Consider the following 16,257-nt stretch of genomic DNA (forward strand, 5'->3'; position numbering starts at 1 on the left):
GGTCTCCTCCTCATCCGAGGAACAACTGTCGGCGGGCCGCGGAGGCTTCGAACGCCTCCAGGCGGCGCTGGGTGTCGGCCGGCGCGGCGTCGCAGATCGCCTGCAACAGGACCATCGCCAGGGTCATCGGGGCGGTGTGCAGGTCGAAGACGAGTTGGGCGCCGACGGCGGCCGGCAGCACCACGTCGGCGTGTTCGGTGGCCGGGCTGACCGGCGAGTCGGTGATCGCCACGACGCTCAGCCCGGCGGCCCGCGCGTCCCGGAGGGCGTCCAGGGTCTCCCGGGGGTAGCGGGGCAGCACGAAGGCGAGCACGGCCGACGCCCCGGCCTCGGCGGCCTGTTCCAGCCGGTCGGTGAGCAGGCTGCCGCCGTCGTTGAGCACCCGCACGTCGGGGTGGACCTTGGCGGCGAAGTAGGCGAAGTACGCGGCCAGCGGCGCGGCGGCCCGCAGGCCGAGGACCGGCAGCGGCCGGCTGGCCGCCAGCAGCCGGCCGGTCTCGGCGATCCGGTCGGTGTCGGCGAGCTGTCCGGCCAACCGGTCCAGGTTGCCCATCTCGGCGCGTACCGCCTGCTGGAGTTCGTTGGCGGCGTCCGCCGGCCCGCCCGCCGTGCTGGCGGTGAGGTCCCGCAGTCGGCGGCGCAGCGCCGGATAGCCGTCGTGGCCGAGCGCGACGGCGAACCGGGTGACCGAGGGCTGGCTGACCCCGGCCAGTTCGGCGACCTCGGCGGCGGAGAGGTACGCCACGGTCGGCGCGTGCTGCACGAGACAGTGCGCGATCCGGCGCTGGGTCGGGGTGAGCCGCACCCCGTCGAACAGGTCGAGGACCTGCTCGGCCGTCGCCTCGGCAGCGCTGTCATTCACGCTGCGACTCTATGCATGAAAACTTTCAGAGGCAATGGTCGAACTCCTGGGACGTTCCACCAACGTCCGCTCGGCCGACCGGCGGGGGCGCTCAGGTGGCAGTGGCTCTGTAGGATCCGCACGGCGATTTAGTGGAGGAGTGGCATGCAGCCGGAGAGCCCCTACAGGTACACCCACATGTTGGGCGCGTGCCAGATCGGCAAGGCCTGGGCTGCACTGGACGGGGAGGGCCGGTTCGCCACAGTGGCCGTGTTGGACGGGGTCGCCGCGTCCGACAAGCGCTGGCGGGAAGCGTTCGGTAACGCGGCCAACGCGTTGGCGCAGGCCGACGACGGCCATCGGTACGCGGACGCCGACTTCACCGCCGCCCACCCCTGGGCGGCCTACCCGGCGCAGGAGGGCCACGCGCCGCAACGACTCTTCCAGAGCCTCGGCATGGACTACCAACCCGTTGCCGACTCACCGGTCTCGGGGCCGCCGTCGACCTCCTCGCCGGTCTCCGGCGTACCCGAGCAGGTCAGCGGGCCTCCGGTCCCTCGGGCGCCCGAGCTGGTGCACGACATGCCGGCGCTGCCGTGGGCGGTGCACGTCAGCCCGGACTCCGGACAGCCGGTCTCCGCGTCGCCGCACCCGGTCTCCGGCGCGCCGACATCGCCGGCCACGGTCACCTCGTCGCCTCCCGCCCCACGCACGTTCCCGACGAGCGGACCGGGTGGCGACGCGTTCGCCTCGCCCGTCCGTCGCATCACCCCGTCCGCGCCGTCACCCCGGCGTACCGGCCTGTGGATCGGCGTCGCCGCGCTGGTGCTGGTGGTGCTCGCTGGCGCTGGAGGTCTAATCGTCTGGGCCAACGGAGACGACGACCCGAAGGACGTGACCGCCAGCCCGAGCGCCGTCGCCGTGCCGCCGACGATTGCGACCTCCCCGCCACAGTCGCCCGGGGTCGAGCCGCCGCAGGCGGGCACCTGGCCGGCACAGTGGCCGAAGTTCACCGATCGCGACAACGTCAAGACCCTGACCGGGCTGGAAGGCCTCACCTTCCCGGTCAAGGTGCCGATGGACTGGGGCTGCACGCTCGCCGGCCGCGCCGAAGGATTCGTCAAGTACAACTGCGGTACGCCGGCGGGCGGCCCCACGGCGATCGGCGGCGAACTCGTCGTGCGCGACTGCCTGGAGCCCTGCGACACACGGCGGCAGGCGAGCATGCGCCAGGCCGAGGACGCCTGGAGCCTGCAGTGGATGAGTGGCGGAACGAATGTCACGTACGCCGAGTCCAGCCAGTTGAAGATCGACGGTGAGCAGCGCTACGGCCTCGTGATCGTCGCCTACTGGCGGGGCGGCGAGAGCGGCCGGCTCGACCACCAGCTCGTGTTCCGGATGACCGCGCCGGTGGACGGCGCCAACCGGCTCCGTCGCGTCGGCAACTACCTGCGCGACGTCGCCCTGTTCTGATGCCGCCGGCCCGCTACCCGGGCTAGCTGTACTGCCCAGGCGGGTTGGTTGAGGTCGTGTGACGACACGACGTAGATAGACGTGATGACGAAGGCCTCCGGTTGTGGAGTGAAGCTGTCTAGGAACCGCTCAGCGAACCAGGAGGCCTTCGTGTCCCACGCTGACGCCGTTTTGACTCCTCGTGCACGTCTTCGCCTGGCGCGTCTGATCGAGGACCAGGGGTGGCCGGTCGCCCGGGCCGCGGAACGCTACGACGTGTCCTGGCCGACGGCGAAACGGTGGGCGGTGCGCTACGCCGAGCTCGGCGCGGACGGGATGGTCGACCGGTCGTCCCGGCCGCACCACAGCCCCACTCGCACTCCGCAGCCGGTTGTTCGCAAGGTCGTGCACCTGCGATGGAAACACCGCCTGGGGCCGATCCAGATCGCCGGCCGCCTCGGCATGCCCGCCTCGACCGTGCACGCGGTGCTGGCCCGCTGCCGGGTGAACCGGCTGTCACACATCGATCGGCGCACCGGTGAACCGGTGCGCCGTTAGAACACGACCACGCCGGGGCGATGCTGCACATCGACGTCAAGAAACTCGGCCAGATTCCCGACGGCGGGGGGTGGCGTTACGTCGGTCGGGTCCAGGGCGAGCGCAACCGGGAGGCCACCGCCCGCCGCACCGGCACCCGCAACCACCGCTGGGAACCGCGAGTCGGGACCGCGTTCGTGCACACCGTCGTCGAGGACCACTCACGGGTGGCCTACGCCGAGATCTGCGACGACGAGAAAGCTGCCACCGCTATCGCCGTGCTGCGCCGCGCGGTCGCCTGGTTCGCCGCCCGCGGTGTGGTCGTCGAGCGGGTGTTGACCGACAACGGCTCCGCCTACAAGTCCTACGCCTGGCGCGACGCCTGCACCGAACTCGGCGTCACCCCGAAGAAGATCCGCCCCTACCGGCCCAGACCAACGGCAAGGTCGAACGCTTCCACCGCACCCTGACCGACGGCTGGGCCTTCGGCCGGTTCTACTCATCCGAAGCAGCCCGGAGGAAGGCTCTGCCCGCCTGGCTGCATCACTACAATCACCACCGGCCCCACACTGCTACCGGCGGCAAGCCGCCCGTCACCAGGTTGACCAACGCCCCTGGGCAGTACAGCTAGCTAGGGCAGCAGCGCGGGCGGCTCGACCGTCTCCGACTCCGGCCTGTCATCCGGGTCGGTCGACGGCACCGGGGAGGCCGCCGCGGTGACACCCCGCGACACGGGTGTCGCCGCTGGTCCGGCGAGGGCGATGACCAGCAGCGGCAGCCAGGTCACGTATCCGGTCAGCGTGGTCGAGACGTGCGACGCCTCCAGCCACGACACGTGTGCCAAGGCCACCAGGAAGAGCAGCGGTACCGGTTGACCAGCGCCGCAGAGCGCGGCGGCCCGCCGCCACGCCACGAAACACAGCAGCAGGAACGGCACCAGAGCCAGCAGACCGCCGACGACGAGCACTTGGACCATGACGTTGTGTCCATGGTTGAACTGACCTCCGAGCGCGGCGGTGACCGCCGGCTCTTGAAAGGCGTCCTGACCCCACCCGACGACGGGGCTCTCGGCCCAACGGTCGAGCAGCACCGTCCAGATCCGGCCGCGTTCGCTGAAGCTTGCCGGGTCGCTGGTGATCAGGGGCACGACGCCCACCAGCAACGCCCCGGCCACGAACGCCAGCGAGGCCGGCCAACTCCGTCCCCCTAGCAGGCGGATGAGGACGTACGCCCCGATGACCGCCACCGCGGCGACCTGACTGGTCCGCGAACCGGTCCAGACCAGGGCGCCGAGGACAACGCCGAGGCAAGCCCAGCGCAGCGCCGGACGACGGAGGAGGAAGACGAAGGCGACGCTCAGCGCCAGCGCCAGGCCCAGCACGTTCGAGTGCAGGTACGGCCCGGTGAGCAGGCCGCCCAACAACACCTTCTTGTCCCCGGCCGCCTCGCCGGTGAGCAGCGCCACGTCGGGTCGGATGACGGCGAAGAGCATCGAACCGGCGGCGGTCAACCCGCCCAGGACGCCGACGACACCCAGCAGCTCCGGCCTGGGCCGCTGCGCCCAGATCGCCGTCGCCGCGAGCGGGAAGGCAGCCGCGACGGCGCTCGGCGTATGCCCGTGCAGCAGACCACCGATTTCGAGCGCCACGAAGGCGGCGAGGGCGACCGCCAGCCGGCCGTACGAGGTGGGCCGTCGCCGCCAGAATCCGTGCGCGGCCAGGCCGGCGGCCAGGAGCAGGAACAGGAACGTCAGGCCGTCGCCCACCAGGTCGCCGATCGACGAACCGACCACCTCGCGGGAGTTGAACGCCGGCCGGCCCGCGATGAGCAGGTGCATCGTCTGTGCTGACACGATCCGCAGCCACGCCAGGACGATCAGTGCGGCCACCCCGACGGTGCCGACCCCGTGACGGCGTCCCACGCCGATCAGTCGAGCCAGGAGCGACAGCTCCGCCCGCGGGTTCTCCGGGCCACCCTCGGTCCGGTCGGGGGCTGCCGCCGTGAGCTGGCGCAGACGAGTTGTCACCATGGCAATCCTGTTCCGGATGAGTTGGACGTCATCGTCGTACGGCACTGTGAGCATCCGCAGCGACTGCAACTCCGACACGCGCCGGACGCCGACGGCCGCGATGATCATTGTGACGGCGTACCCGACGAGACTCGCCGCCGCCGCCCCGACAGCACCGAACGGTGCGAACGCGAGGAGCGCCGCCACCCCTGCCACCGAGCCCGCGACCAGCGCTGCGGACGACCACCCGGGACGGTTGTACGCGAGGAGCGCCGCCGAGTAGATGGTCATGCAGGTGTAGAGGACGGTGGCGGCGCACAGGATGATGGTCGGCGTGACGGCCGGCTCGAACGCCGCCCCGAAGAACAGCGGCACGGCGACGCTGGCGACGAGCGCCAGCCCCACGCACGCGACCCCGCATGCCAGTACAGCGAGCCGTGCGACCTGCGTGGCCGCGCGGGTGTCCCCGCTGGCCTGGCGTCCCAACAGCATGGACCGGGCCGCGGTGGCGATCACCATGGGGATCTCCGCGACGCTCACGGCGACCGCGTAGTAGCCCAGTTCGCGGGCGCCGATCAGCGGAAGACCGATGATCTGGCCCAGTCGCGCGCTGGACACCGCGGCCAGCACACCGGGCAGGCAGGCCAGGGCGTACCGGATGAGCGAGGCGGTCGGCACGCCCGACGGGCTGTACTCGACAGGCGGCGTCTCACCTGCATCCCGTAGCCGTACCAGCCCGATGACCAGTCCGGCCAGGACCGAGCCGGCGAAGATGAGCCCGGCCTGGTACGCGTTCAGCTCGAACGCCAGGCACGCGACGACCACCAGGCCGGTGCGCACCAGCGCCGGCACCACCTTGACCAGGTTCAACCCTCGGATGTCCGAGTTGCCGGTCAGCGCGCCGATGAACAGGTTGGACAGGACGTGCAGGGGTGCGAACAGCGCCAGGACCAGGAACTCGCGGTACTCGTCGGTGTCCGGGAACAGCACGAGACCGAGCACCGCCAACAGTCCGACGGCGAGCACGCTGAGCGGCGCCATCGCCAGCACGCTGACCCTCGCGGCGGCCCGACTCGACAGGCGCCCCTGCCGGATGTGATAGCTGAGCGAATCCTGCAGTCCGTACGTCCCGATCCAACCCCACACCACGATGGGCAGCGTCAGCGCCGCGTACACGCCCCGGCCCTCCGGGCCGAGCTCACGGGAGAGGAACGGACTGACCAGCAGACCACTGATCGGGATCAACAGGTTCGCGAAGGACGCGGACACCAGTTTGCGCGCGGACATCACGAGCCTTCGCTGGAGATCACGTGGTCGAGCAGGCCGTGCTGGCCGAGCGAGCTGATCAGCTGGTCGGTGAAGCGCTCCTCGGTGAACCGTTCCCGCACCAGGCGTACCGCCTCCGTGGCCATGCCGTCCAACTGCGCCGGGCTGGCCGCGAGAAGCTCGGCGGCGAGCCCTTCGGGCGTGTCGGCGACGCGGACCGCACCGGTCGCTGGTATCCCCTCGCGACCCACCATGGTGCTGAAGACGGGTACCGCATGCGCCAGGAGCGTGAGTGTCTTGAGTTTGACCCCGGCACCGCTCCACAGCGGCACCACCGCCGCCCGGGCCCGAGCCAGCACGGGACGCAGGTCGGGTGCCCAACCCGTGATCTCCAACCCGTCGTGCTCGGGAAGGCTGTGACGCACCGGATCCGTCAGACCCGAACCGACGAGTTCCAGAGTGAACCCGGCCGCCCTCAGCCGAGGCCAACCATCGGCGAGGAACCGCCGCAGACCCAGCAGGTTCGAGTGGTACGAGAAGCTGCTGAGCCAGAGCAGGCGGCCCTCGACCGGACGACGCTGGTACCCGTCGGGCAACGGAACACAGCTAGGCAGCGTGAAGTCGGCGGGGCGGCCGTACGCCCTCTCCAGGCGGGCCGCTTCCTCGTCGCTGGTCACCGAGACCGTCGCCACGTTCCGCAACGCCTGCTCCTCGAAGCGGGTGGAGATCCGCGCGAGGTACCGCGCTCGTAGCTGATGCGCCACGCCGACCACCTCGCCGGCGTCCTGCAAGCTGCTGGCGGCCAGCACGTTGGCCTTGTCCCAGTGCCACCGAAGCGAGGTCCCTCGCAGGTACGCCCCGGCGGCCTCGCCAATGGCCAACCCGGAGCCGACGCGCGCTCGCAGCGCCTCGTGCAGACCTTTGCTGTAGCGGGTGCGGACCCACGGTGGTATGCCGTCGAGCAGCGACTCCTGATAGCGACCCAGTGGCCCGAGTCGGTTCATCCGGTAGGGCGTGGCGTCGAAGGCCCGGACGGTGACGTCGGGCAGGAGGTCGCGCAACTGCGCCACCTGCTCGTCAGTCGTGTCCGGACGGCGGACCACGAACAGGGTGTAGGGCCGGACCGACGCCAGGGCACGCAGCATCATCAGGACGCGGATCGGATCGCCCCGGTCCTGCGGAAGCGGAAAGAAGGTGACGACGACCGTCAGGTCCATGCCACCGACTCCCCGAAGGAGGCCCCGGGCGGGAGGTCGGCGGCATGCCCGGCGAGCGGTCCCCACACGGACAGCAGCCGCTGGGCCTGCAACGCGGGGGAGAACTCCGTCCGCAACCAGGCCCCGAGATTGACGGCCCGCCGCCACCGCTCCTGTGGGTCGCGGATGAGCTGCGCCAACGCCTCGGCCAACGCCCCCGGGTCGTCCGGTGGCACCTGCCAGCCGTCGGCCGGGCCGACCAGCTCCGGGATGCCCGACACGGCGGTGGTCGCGACGGACACTCCCCGACCTGCGGCCTCCATGAGGAAGACAGGAATGCCGTCCAGGTCGCCGTCAGCGGCCTGACGGCAGGGCAGCACCGCGACGTCGGCGTCGGCCAACGCGCTGGTGGCCTCCTGGTGACTCACGGCGCCGTGCAGGGCGACCACGCCGGCGAGGCCCGCCGCGTCCACCCGTTGCCCGAGCGCGGTCCGCAGCGGCCCGTCGCCGTAGACGTCGTACCGTACGTCGAGACCGTCCCGCACCAGGCGGGCCACAGCGTCGATCGCCGTGTCGATCCCCTTCTTCTCCACCAGACGCGCCACGCTGACCAGGCGGGTCACCTTCGCGGCCTCCCGAGGGGAACGCGGTTCGACGATCTCGCCGTCGAACGCGGCCCGTACGACACTGTGGTCGACGGTCGACAGGTTCGCACCGCGCTCGATCAACTGAGCCGCGGTCGCCTGGGAGATCACGAAGAGGTGGCGGAGCAGTTGCAGTCGCCGATTCAGGGTGGCACCGTTCGAGTCGAGGAGGAAGTCGGCGGCGTGCGCCATGGCCGTCGTCGGTACACCGATCCGCCGGCCGACCAGCGCCGCCACAGCCGTCGGCAGGTTGACGAAGTGGGTGTGCACCACATCCGGCCCGAAGTCGCCGACCGGGCCGGCCAGACGGTCCGCGTGGCCTGCCGCGAGGACGGCCCGGGGCAGGTACGACGTACCCAGGACGCGTACGTCCTCCCGGAAGCGGAGCGGCTGCCGCAGAAGCATCCCGGCGGCCTGCCGCACCTCGGTCTTCCGACCGCCCTGACGGGCTACGAACACCTCGACGGTCGCACCGGCAGCCCGGACCGCCTCGATCTCGGAGCCGATGAACGTCTCGCTGTAGCTCGGATCACGAAGGAGCACGTAGGCGATCCGCAGAGTGTGTCCGGGAGCCATGCCTATCGCCCTCTCGCCGATGCCATGCCAGCGAACGCCTCGAAGAAGGTGGCATGAGCCGCCGCGCACTCGGCATCGGAGAGGATACCGGGCGTCGCAGCCGCGCCGGTCGCCAAGTCGAGACGAACCTGGTGGGAACCGGCGAGCGCACGCAACGCCGCGGCGAGCGCCTCCGGCCGGTCGGGTGCGACGAGCAGACCGTTGACTCCGTCGTGGATCCACTCACTCGGGCCGCCGCCCTCGGTCGCCACGGTCGGCCGGGCACGAGCCAGGCCCTGCAGCACGCTCTGGCCGAGGGGTTCCGGCCGGATGGACGCGTGCACGAGCACGTCGACCGAGTCCACGAACGCCGGCACGTCGTCCACGTGCCCGAGGAAGACCACCTGGTCCGCGATGCCCAGTTCGACGGCGAGGGCGCGCAACTGCTGCTCGTACGCGGCCTCGGCGAACAGGGCGGCTCCCGCGAGGTACGCGCGGACGGCCTTGCCCCGGAAGGCGTCGGCGAACGCACGCAGGAAGACGTGCTGACCCTTCCAGTGCTGAAGTCGGCCGACCATCCCGACGGCGCGGACCTCGTCGCGTACCCATGGGCGGGTGACCCGGTCCTTCAGGCCGGTGGGGCTCTGCAGGACGACCCGGCGGGCCGTGGACGGCAGTCGACCGCTGGCGGAGTCGAGCGTCGTCCGGGAGTTGGCGACGATCCCGGCCGCGTGGGGGAGGGCCAGTCGGGTGAAGGCGGCGTGGCCGAGGCGTCCCATGCTCTCGGTGGACACGAGGTCCCGCAGGTGCACCACCAGAGGCACCGGCCGGCCCCGGTTCGCCAGGGCCGCGATGATCGCGGCGGCGGCCGTGTTGGCGTGGATCACATCGGCGGCACGGAACAGCTCGCTGTCGCGCAGAACGCCGCTCGCGGCTCGGATCGATGCGAGGTAGCGGGCTGCCAGCACCGGGCTGCGGCTGCGGGTGCCGCCGACCGGAAGCTGGGGCAGTCGCTTGTCGACTGTCACACCGTGCGCGGCCAGTTCGTCGAAGGCGTCCCCCTCGGGTGGTGTGACGAGGGCAGCGGCCCAGGGCGGATCGGCGGTGAGGAGGCGGGCGAGGGCCAACTCCGCCCCGCCCCGGTGCGCCGTGTGGCTGACGTGGACGATCCGCGCCACCCGCGGTGAGAAGGTCCGCTCAGCGGCACTCATGGTCGATCCAGGTGGTCATCTCGGCGGCGAAACGGGCCGCCGAGAAGGCGACGGCGTGCGCGGCCACCCGGTCGGCTGCGAGTTCCCCGATCCGGCGGACCCCGGCCGCGTGGTCCGCCGGATCGGTCGAGTCCACCAGGAACCCTGTCGAGCCGTCGACCACCGTCTCCAGCAGACCGCCCCGCCGCAGCCCCACGACCGGCGTTCCGCACGCCTGCGCCTCGACCGGGATGATGCCGAAGTCCTCGTGCACCGGGAACAGCAGCGCCCGCGCGCCCCAATAGAGCCGCCGCAGTCGCTCCCGCCCGGGCCGCACCTCGAAGGTGACCGGAACGGTCGCCCGTTCGGCCAGGCGACGAAGCTGCGCCTCCTGCGGACCGGACCCGGCGAGGACGAGCGGCATCCCGGCCGCCGCCGCGACAGCGATGACGAGGTCGAAATTCTTGTACGGGATCCAGCGCCCCACCCCGAGCAGGTAGTCCCTCGCCTGCGCGCGGTCGGCGGTGGGGGCGGCGGCGAACCATTCCACGTCCACCGGCGGATTGATGACCACCGCGTCACGGTGCCAGTACCGCCGGATGCGCGCCTGCACCTCCCGCGAGTTGGCGGCGTAGGCGTGCACGTGGGTGCTGAGGCGGACGTCGATCCCCTGCAGCACCCGCCGGGGCAGCGTCAGCAACGGGTTTGCGCCCCGCCCATCGAAGTCGGGACTCCAGATGTAGCGCGCCGGGGCGTGCACGTAGCTGAGGTGGGTGGTCGACGAGGCGTCGCCCAGCTTGACCGTGTGCGCGAACGCGTGGCTCGACGAGATGACCACGTCGAACCGCCGTCGGCTGAGAGTGCGCCAGACCAGCGGCATCAGGGGCAGCGCGGCTGCCTTGCTGTGCCGCAGCGGCGTCCGGGACAGCCAGGACTCACGAAGCCCCGGCTCGCTGGCGTCCCGGTCCTTCCACAGCACGAACCGTTCGCCCTGCGGCACGAGGTCGGCGATGTGCCGGAACACCTGTTCCGAGCCGCCGGTGGCGCCGAACCACTCGTGCACCAGCGCCACGGAGCGGCCGGTCAGGGTCGCGGGGGTGGCGCGCGCGGTCGGCTGCCGTGGCAGGGATTCGGCGACGTCGAAGTTGGGGCGCGGCTGCTCCGACATGACCATCCACCCATCACCGTGACAACCGGGTCCCCTACGGCCGGTGATGCTACCCGACACCGTGCAGCATGGAGGGTCCCCGAGGCCCTGACCACGCACCGACCACAGGGGACTGGCCTGCCGGTCCGTCGCCTATCGTGGAGCCATGACGGAGGATGTCGGGCTGCTCCTGCGCCGCGCGGGCTTCGGGCCCACGTCGGCCGAGCTGGCAGCCGCGATGCAGGTCGGCTACGAGGCGACGGCACTGCGGATGACTTCCCCGTCGGGTCCGGACATCGGGGCGACGGCGGCCCCGGTGCCGCAACTCGGCCCTGACCCCTACGCCAACCTGTCCAACCCGAGCGACCGGCAGCGGGCGGCAGCGGAGAGGACCCGAGAGGCACAGGCCGAGCAGTTGACGCGGTGGTGGCTAGACCGGATGGTGGTGGCCGACCACCAGGCGGTCGAGAAACTCGTCTTCTTCTGGCACGGGCACTGGGCGACCTCCATCCGCAAGGTCAAGAGCTCGCAACTCATGCTCGCGCAGCACCGCACCCTGCGTCTCGCCCCGAACTTCGCCGACATGGCCCGCCGCATGGTGGTCGATCCGGCGCTCGTGTACTGGCTCGACGGGCAGTACAACACCCGGGACGCCCCGAACGAGAACCTCGCCCGCGAACTCTGCGAGCTATTCATGCTCGGCATCGGGGAGTACACCGAGGACGACGTGAAGGAGGCCGGCCGGGCGTTGACGGGCTGGAGGCTGGACCGGAAGGCCGGACGTCTGGTCCTCGACGAGGATTCTTGTGACGCGGGTAGCAAGACGATCCTTGGCAGCACCGCCAACTTCACCGCCCGCAGCCTCGTCGACCTGCTCTTGCGCCGGCCGGCCTGCGCCGATTTCATCGCGACCCGGCTGTGGTTCCGCTATGCCTCATCCACCGAGCCGATTCCTCCGGCGACGCGCAATCGAATGGTCGCGGCGTTCCCGGTGCCGCACGCGATGCTGCGTGCCCTCTTCACCGACGACGCCTTCCGCGGCACTGCGGGCACGATGGTCAAGCAACCCGTCGAATGGTTGGTCGGCGCGATGCGTCAGGTGGGACTCCGGCCGTCGAGCCTTCCGCGCGACATGCTGATCCAACTCGTCGACGGGCTGGGTGGCCTGGGGCAACGTCCCTTCGCGCCCCCCAGTGTTGGCGGGTGGCCAGCGGGCCCCGCCTGGCTCACCTCCGCGGCCGCCCGGCTGAAACTCAGCCTCGCCGGCAAACTGGCAAGCCAACTGCACCTCGGCCGCCTCAGCCCGGAGGACGTCGCCGGGATGCTCTGCGTCGACCGGTGGACCAACCGGACGTACGCCGTCCTACGGCGGGCGGACAACGCCCGCATCATGGTGACGTTGGGTCTGGTCAGCCCCGAATACGCGGTGACGTGAGATGGATGCCCTGACCCGACGTCGGTTCCTGCTCGCCTCCGGGGTCACCGGAGCGGCTGCGCTGGCGGCCGGCAGCGGCGCGCTCGCGTACTCCCGGCTGCTGAGCGACGCCGACCACGCCGAGGCGCCGGCCGGTGAGACGCTCGTGCTGGTTACGTTGTACGGCGGCAACGACGGCCTCAACACCGTGATCCCGTACGACGACCCGGTGTACCACGACAGTCGGGCCGAGCTCGCGTATCCCGCCGAGCGGACGCTGCATCTGACGGACACGCTCGCCCTGAATCCGGCGCTCACCGGCCTGAAGCGGCTGTGGGACGACAAGCGCCTGGCGATCATCCCCGGTGTCGGCTACCCGCGCCCCGACCGCAGCCACTTCCGGTCCATGGACATCTGGCAGACGGGCTCCCCGGCGAATCCCGTCACCACCGGGTGGATTGGCCGCTGGCTGGACAGCGTCGACGCGCCCGTCGGGACGGCGGTCAGCTTCGAGCCGGTACTGCCGCCGCTGTTGGTGGGGCGACGACGCATCGGCTCCTGCATCAGCTACCAGGGCCTCGACCTGCCACCCTGGATCGACGCCGGCCTGGTTGCCGATCTGGGCAGGCCCGAGCCCGGCGAGCCGGAGATGCAGGCCCGCGGCGCGGCCGCCTACGCCGACCTCCTTGAGCTGCGGCGAGTCGTGCGGGACGCGGACGACGCCACGGGAGCGCCCAAGGCGAACACCGAGCCGCCCGTTCCGGCGACCGGCACGGGCGGCGAGAGCGTCCTCCCCGCCCAGTTGGCGCTCGTCGCGAGGTGCGTGGAGGTGGGCGTTCCCACCCGGGTCTACTCGGTGAGCCTCGGCGGCTTCGACACCCACGCCGACGAGATCTCGACCCAGGAACTGCTGCTGCGGCAGCTCGACGACTCGCTCACGTCGTTCGTCGAGCGGATGGCGGGCTCCGAGGCCGGGCGGCGGGTCACGGTCGTCGTCTACAGCGAGTTCGGCCGCCGGGTCCGTGCCAACGCGTCAGACGGTACGGACCACGGCACGGCGGGCCCGGTGCTCGTCCTCGGCCACCGCGTCACGGGTGGCGTCTACGGGGAGCAGCCGAGCCTCACCGCCCTGGACCAGGGTGACCTGAAGGCCACGACCGACTTCCGCGACGTGTTCGGCAGCGTGCTCGACTCGGTGTTGCAGGCCGACCCGAGCCGGTACTTCGAGGGTTACGAGCCGCGGACGCTGCCGATCCTGGGCACCGGCTGACCCGTCTCGAGACCGTGGATGGACGTCAGCGGCCCCTGGCGCGGAACACCTCGGCGATGGTGCGGAGCACCACCTTGCAGTCCAACCAGAGCGACCAGTTCTCGATGTAGTAATTGTCGAACCGAGCCCGATCGGAGATGGGCGTGTCCCCGCGCAGACCACTGACCTGCGCGAGCCCGGTGAGCCCCACCGGAACCCGGTGCCGCATTGCATAGCGCGGGTACTCCGCGGAGAACTTCTCGACGAAGTGCGGCCGCTCGGGTCGCGGCCCGACCACGCTCATGTCGCCGCGCAGGATGTTCCACAACTGCGGAAGCTCGTCGAGGGAGGTGCGACGCATGAACCGTCCGATCGGGCCGACCCGCTGGTCGTACGCGATCGACCAGTTCGTCTGCGACTCCGTCTCGTCGACCGGACGCATCGAACGGAACTTGACCACCTTGAACGGCCGTCCGTACCGGCCGACGCGCTCCTGGTGAAAGAAGATCCCCGGCCCGCCGTCGAGGAGCGTCGCGAACGCGCACAGCAGCAGCAGCGGGCTCAGCACGATCAGGGCCACGCAGGCGAATAGGATGTCCGATGCTCGCTTGACCGCCCAACGGGGACCGGTCAGGGAAATGTCACCCACTCGCACGATGGGGATGGCCCCGATGTGGTCGGGGTACCCGCCGAGCGAGCGTGAGCCCCACAGGCGCGGCACCTCCCACAGGTCGCACCGCGAGCTGTGCGGCAGCAGGAGGGTCTCCATCAGCACGGACTCCGGGCAGTCCGGGTCGGCGATGACCAGGACCTCGCACTGCAACACCCGGACCAACTTCTCCAGGTCGCTCAGTCCGCCGAGCAGGGGAAGCCCGCTGCCGTCCGGCTGCGCCACGACGTCGACGCAGCCGACGAAACGCAGGCCGTACCGCGGGTAGCGGCGTATCAGCCGGGCCAGTTCGAGGGCGACCGGACCGCTGCCGATGATGATCGCGTTGTGCTCCACCCAACGGTGCTTGCGGACCACGATGGTGAACGCCCTGCTGAACGCCCGACCGACTATCACCAGACCGGCGGAGATGGCGACGCCGCGCATGAAGCCGCCGACGTACTCGACCGAGGAGTGACGCTCCGCCGCGATGATGGCCACCACGGCCGCCGAGGCCAGCAGTCGGCCAGCGATGCTCGGCAGCTCGTCGAGGAAGCTCACATGCCGGCGGGCCTGGTAGAGCCCACCGGTGGCGAAGATCGCCATCGTGAGTCCGGCGTTGACGAGGGTGCCGCGCCAGTAGCTCTGCGAAAGCAGTAGTGGGAAGAGCAGCGCCATGACGTCGATCGGAAACGTGATCATCCAGGCTCGCAGCCGCCGGGTCCAGGACGATGTCCGGGACCCGGCGTACGGCAGCACAGCCGTCGTGTCCAGGCCCGACCCCGGCCTGGGTGTGGGAACGGTCCTGGCCGCGCCGGCCACCGGTGGCTCGACTGCCGTCACCGGCGGCCCCGTCTCCCGCACGTGTGTACCTGATCCGCTGGAACGGCTTGTCATCGCGTGACCTGACATGGTCGACCCTTTCCCCCGATATCCTTCGGCCGGCTGTTGGGCCGGGCCAAAGAACCGAAGGCAGAATACGACCGGGGCAGATCCGTCGGCATTGGACGAAGAGTTTAATCCATGTATCTACTTCGCTGCTGTGGTGATCTCCGCGGCAGAGTCGCGACGAACCGCGTCGAAGACACGGGCGGCCCGGGCCTTGTCGACGACCACGATGCTCTCGCTGCCCACCTGGCCGGTGCCCTTGGTGGGACAGGTGAAGAATCCGAGCTGGCCGCTCCGAAGGTGCCGCAGCTCCATCGCGAGATCCACGAGGGACATCGACTTGTCAACCGCGACTGCGTCGGCAGTTGCCCGGACGAACGAGTTGAGCTTCGTGGGACTGGCGAGCGTGCCGCCGGAGGCGGCCTTGTCCAGGATCGCCTTGATGACCTGTTGCTGGTGCTTGATCCGGCTGAAGTCGCCGTCGGCGAAGGCGTAGCGCTCGCGGGCGTAGTCTAGTGCGGTCGCCCCGTCCATCGTCTGCGGCCCCGCGGCGAACTCGCGCCGCCCGTCTGGATTCAGTGAGTGCTTCGACGTGAACGCCTTGTCGACGGTGACGTCGATGCCGCCGAGGGCGTCCACGATCTCCTTGAAACCCGCGAAGTCGACCATTGCCACGTGGTCGACGCGTACCCCGGTGAACTTCTCGATGGTCTGCACCATGAGGGGAACGCCGCCCCACGCGAACGCCGCGTTGATCTTGGCGTCCCGACCGCCGCGCCCCTGCGGCGATTCCGGCACGCTAACCCAACTGTCGCGGGGAATCGCGATGAGTTGGGCGCTCTGCCGGTCCTTCGGAAGATGGGCCAGGATGATGGTGTCGGTTCGGGAGCCGGAGCTGTTGTCCGGGTCGCGTGAGTCGCTGCCCAGGATCATGATGTTCATGGCGCCCTTCGCGACGACCTGGGGCCGAGATGCCTCCGGCACATCCCCGAAGGCGTCGACCCGTTCGATCCCCGAGCTGATCGAACGGTAGTAGAGCCCACCGGCGACGACGCCGCCACCGGCGATCAACGCCAAGACCACGACGGTGATCAGGACGATCTTCCGCCACCGGCGACGCCGCGGAGGCGCGCCCTCGGTCGGCTCAGTCGACTCGGTCGGCGGCTGCGCCTCGATGGACCGGGTCTCGGGCTCCACGTGCTCCTGGCGATACTGCATGCG

Annotated in this window: 11 protein-coding genes and 1 pseudogene; 4 read left to right on the forward strand and 8 right to left on the reverse strand. The window is 70.6% G+C overall.

The window, feature by feature from the left end:
• Positions 1 to 10: 10 nt before the first annotated feature.
• Positions 11 to 862, reverse strand: a complete 852-nt coding sequence (locus tag ACN263_RS04545; RefSeq protein WP_422738571.1) for a MurR/RpiR family transcriptional regulator — start codon at positions 860 to 862, stop codon at positions 11 to 13.
• Positions 863 to 1,006: 144 nt separating this feature from the next.
• On the opposite strand from ACN263_RS04545, the gene ACN263_RS04550 reads away from it, so the two are divergent.
• Together ACN263_RS04550 and ACN263_RS04555 are read left to right on the forward strand one after the other, a co-directional pair.
• Entirely contained in the window at positions 1,007 to 2,314 is a 1,308-nt protein-coding gene (locus ACN263_RS04550) for a hypothetical protein (protein ID WP_422738572.1), read from the forward strand.
• Between the two features lie 150 nt (positions 2,315 to 2,464).
• A pseudogene (locus ACN263_RS04555) lies at positions 2,465 to 3,461 on the forward strand (IS481 family transposase).
• On the opposite strand, the gene ACN263_RS04560 reads toward ACN263_RS04555, so the two are convergent.
• Genes ACN263_RS04560 through ACN263_RS04580 form a run of 5 tightly spaced genes read right to left on the reverse strand, consistent with a single transcriptional unit; the run spans position 3,462 to position 10,857 of the window.
• Complete coding sequence (locus ACN263_RS04560; protein ID WP_422738574.1) at positions 3,462 to 6,125, reverse strand: O-antigen ligase family protein; 2,664 nt, start codon at positions 6,123 to 6,125, stop codon at positions 3,462 to 3,464.
• Positions 6,125 to 7,321 carry a glycosyltransferase family 4 protein gene (locus ACN263_RS04565; RefSeq protein WP_422738575.1) on the reverse strand — a complete coding sequence of 399 codons (1,197 nt, stop codon included), beginning with the start codon at positions 7,319 to 7,321 and terminating at the stop codon, positions 6,125 to 6,127. Before ACN263_RS04565 ends, ACN263_RS04560 begins: the two co-directional genes overlap by 1 nt.
• Positions 7,312 to 8,520 (reverse strand): glycosyltransferase, encoded by a 1,209-nt coding sequence (locus tag ACN263_RS04570; protein ID WP_422738576.1) that lies wholly within the window; start codon positions 8,518 to 8,520, stop codon positions 7,312 to 7,314. Before ACN263_RS04570 ends, ACN263_RS04565 begins: the two co-directional genes overlap by 10 nt.
• Before the next feature lie 2 nt (positions 8,521 to 8,522).
• On the reverse strand, positions 8,523 to 9,710 hold the full coding sequence (locus tag ACN263_RS04575) for a glycosyltransferase (RefSeq protein ID WP_422738577.1): 1,188 nt from the start codon (positions 9,708 to 9,710) through the stop codon (positions 8,523 to 8,525).
• Positions 9,697 to 10,857 (reverse strand): glycosyltransferase, encoded by a 1,161-nt coding sequence (locus tag ACN263_RS04580; RefSeq protein ID WP_422738579.1) that lies wholly within the window; start codon positions 10,855 to 10,857, stop codon positions 9,697 to 9,699. Before ACN263_RS04580 ends, ACN263_RS04575 begins: the two co-directional genes overlap by 14 nt.
• Positions 10,858 to 11,002: 145 nt before the next feature.
• On the opposite strand from ACN263_RS04580, the gene ACN263_RS04585 reads away from it, so the two are divergent.
• Together ACN263_RS04585 and ACN263_RS04590 are read left to right on the forward strand one after the other, a co-directional pair.
• Positions 11,003 to 12,271: a DUF1800 domain-containing protein gene (locus ACN263_RS04585; RefSeq protein ID WP_422738580.1), complete on the forward strand. Its 1,269-nt coding sequence runs from the start codon at positions 11,003 to 11,005 to the stop codon at positions 12,269 to 12,271.
• Position 12,272: 1 nt separating this feature from the next.
• On the forward strand, positions 12,273 to 13,520 hold the full coding sequence (locus ACN263_RS04590; protein WP_422738582.1) for a DUF1501 domain-containing protein: 1,248 nt from the start codon (positions 12,273 to 12,275) through the stop codon (positions 13,518 to 13,520).
• Positions 13,521 to 13,545: 25 nt separating this feature from the next.
• Here the strand turns inward: ACN263_RS04590 and ACN263_RS04595 are convergent, their stop codons facing one another.
• Both ACN263_RS04595 and ACN263_RS04600 read right to left on the reverse strand, forming a co-directional pair.
• Positions 13,546 to 14,850 (reverse strand): sugar transferase, encoded by a 1,305-nt coding sequence (locus ACN263_RS04595; protein WP_422738583.1) that lies wholly within the window; start codon positions 14,848 to 14,850, stop codon positions 13,546 to 13,548.
• A gap of 327 nt (positions 14,851 to 15,177) precedes the next feature.
• Positions 15,178 to 16,254 (reverse strand): LCP family protein, encoded by a 1,077-nt coding sequence (locus ACN263_RS04600; RefSeq protein WP_422738585.1) that lies wholly within the window; start codon positions 16,252 to 16,254, stop codon positions 15,178 to 15,180.
• Between the last annotated feature and the right edge of the window lie 3 nt (positions 16,255 to 16,257).

Source organism: Micromonospora sp. WMMD729, from assembly GCF_049315225.1.
Taxonomy (GTDB): domain Bacteria; phylum Actinomycetota; class Actinomycetes; order Mycobacteriales; family Micromonosporaceae; genus Micromonospora.

What these genes read in the sequence shown, in the direction of transcription:
- ACN263_RS04595 (WP_422738583.1), bottom strand. Translation starts at nt 14,850, where the DNA reads ATGATCACGTTTCCGATCGACGTCATGGCGCTGCTCTTCCCACTACTG.
- ACN263_RS04575 (WP_422738577.1), bottom strand. Translation starts at nt 9,710, where the DNA reads ATGAGTGCCGCTGAGCGGACCTTCTCACCGCGGGTGGCGCGGATCGTC.
- ACN263_RS04585 (WP_422738580.1), top strand. Translation starts at nt 11,003, where the DNA reads ATGACGGAGGATGTCGGGCTGCTCCTGCGCCGCGCGGGCTTCGGGCCC.
- ACN263_RS04600 (WP_422738585.1), bottom strand. Translation starts at nt 16,254, where the DNA reads ATGCAGTATCGCCAGGAGCACGTGGAGCCCGAGACCCGGTCCATCGAG.
- ACN263_RS04590 (WP_422738582.1), top strand. Translation starts at nt 12,273, where the DNA reads ATGGATGCCCTGACCCGACGTCGGTTCCTGCTCGCCTCCGGGGTCACC.
- ACN263_RS04560 (WP_422738574.1), bottom strand. Translation starts at nt 6,125, where the DNA reads ATGTCCGCGCGCAAACTGGTGTCCGCGTCCTTCGCGAACCTGTTGATC.
- ACN263_RS04565 (WP_422738575.1), bottom strand. Translation starts at nt 7,321, where the DNA reads ATGGACCTGACGGTCGTCGTCACCTTCTTTCCGCTTCCGCAGGACCGG.
- ACN263_RS04580 (WP_422738579.1), bottom strand. Translation starts at nt 10,857, where the DNA reads ATGTCGGAGCAGCCGCGCCCCAACTTCGACGTCGCCGAATCCCTGCCA.
- ACN263_RS04550 (WP_422738572.1), top strand. Translation starts at nt 1,007, where the DNA reads ATGCAGCCGGAGAGCCCCTACAGGTACACCCACATGTTGGGCGCGTGC.
- ACN263_RS04570 (WP_422738576.1), bottom strand. Translation starts at nt 8,520, where the DNA reads ATGGCTCCCGGACACACTCTGCGGATCGCCTACGTGCTCCTTCGTGAT.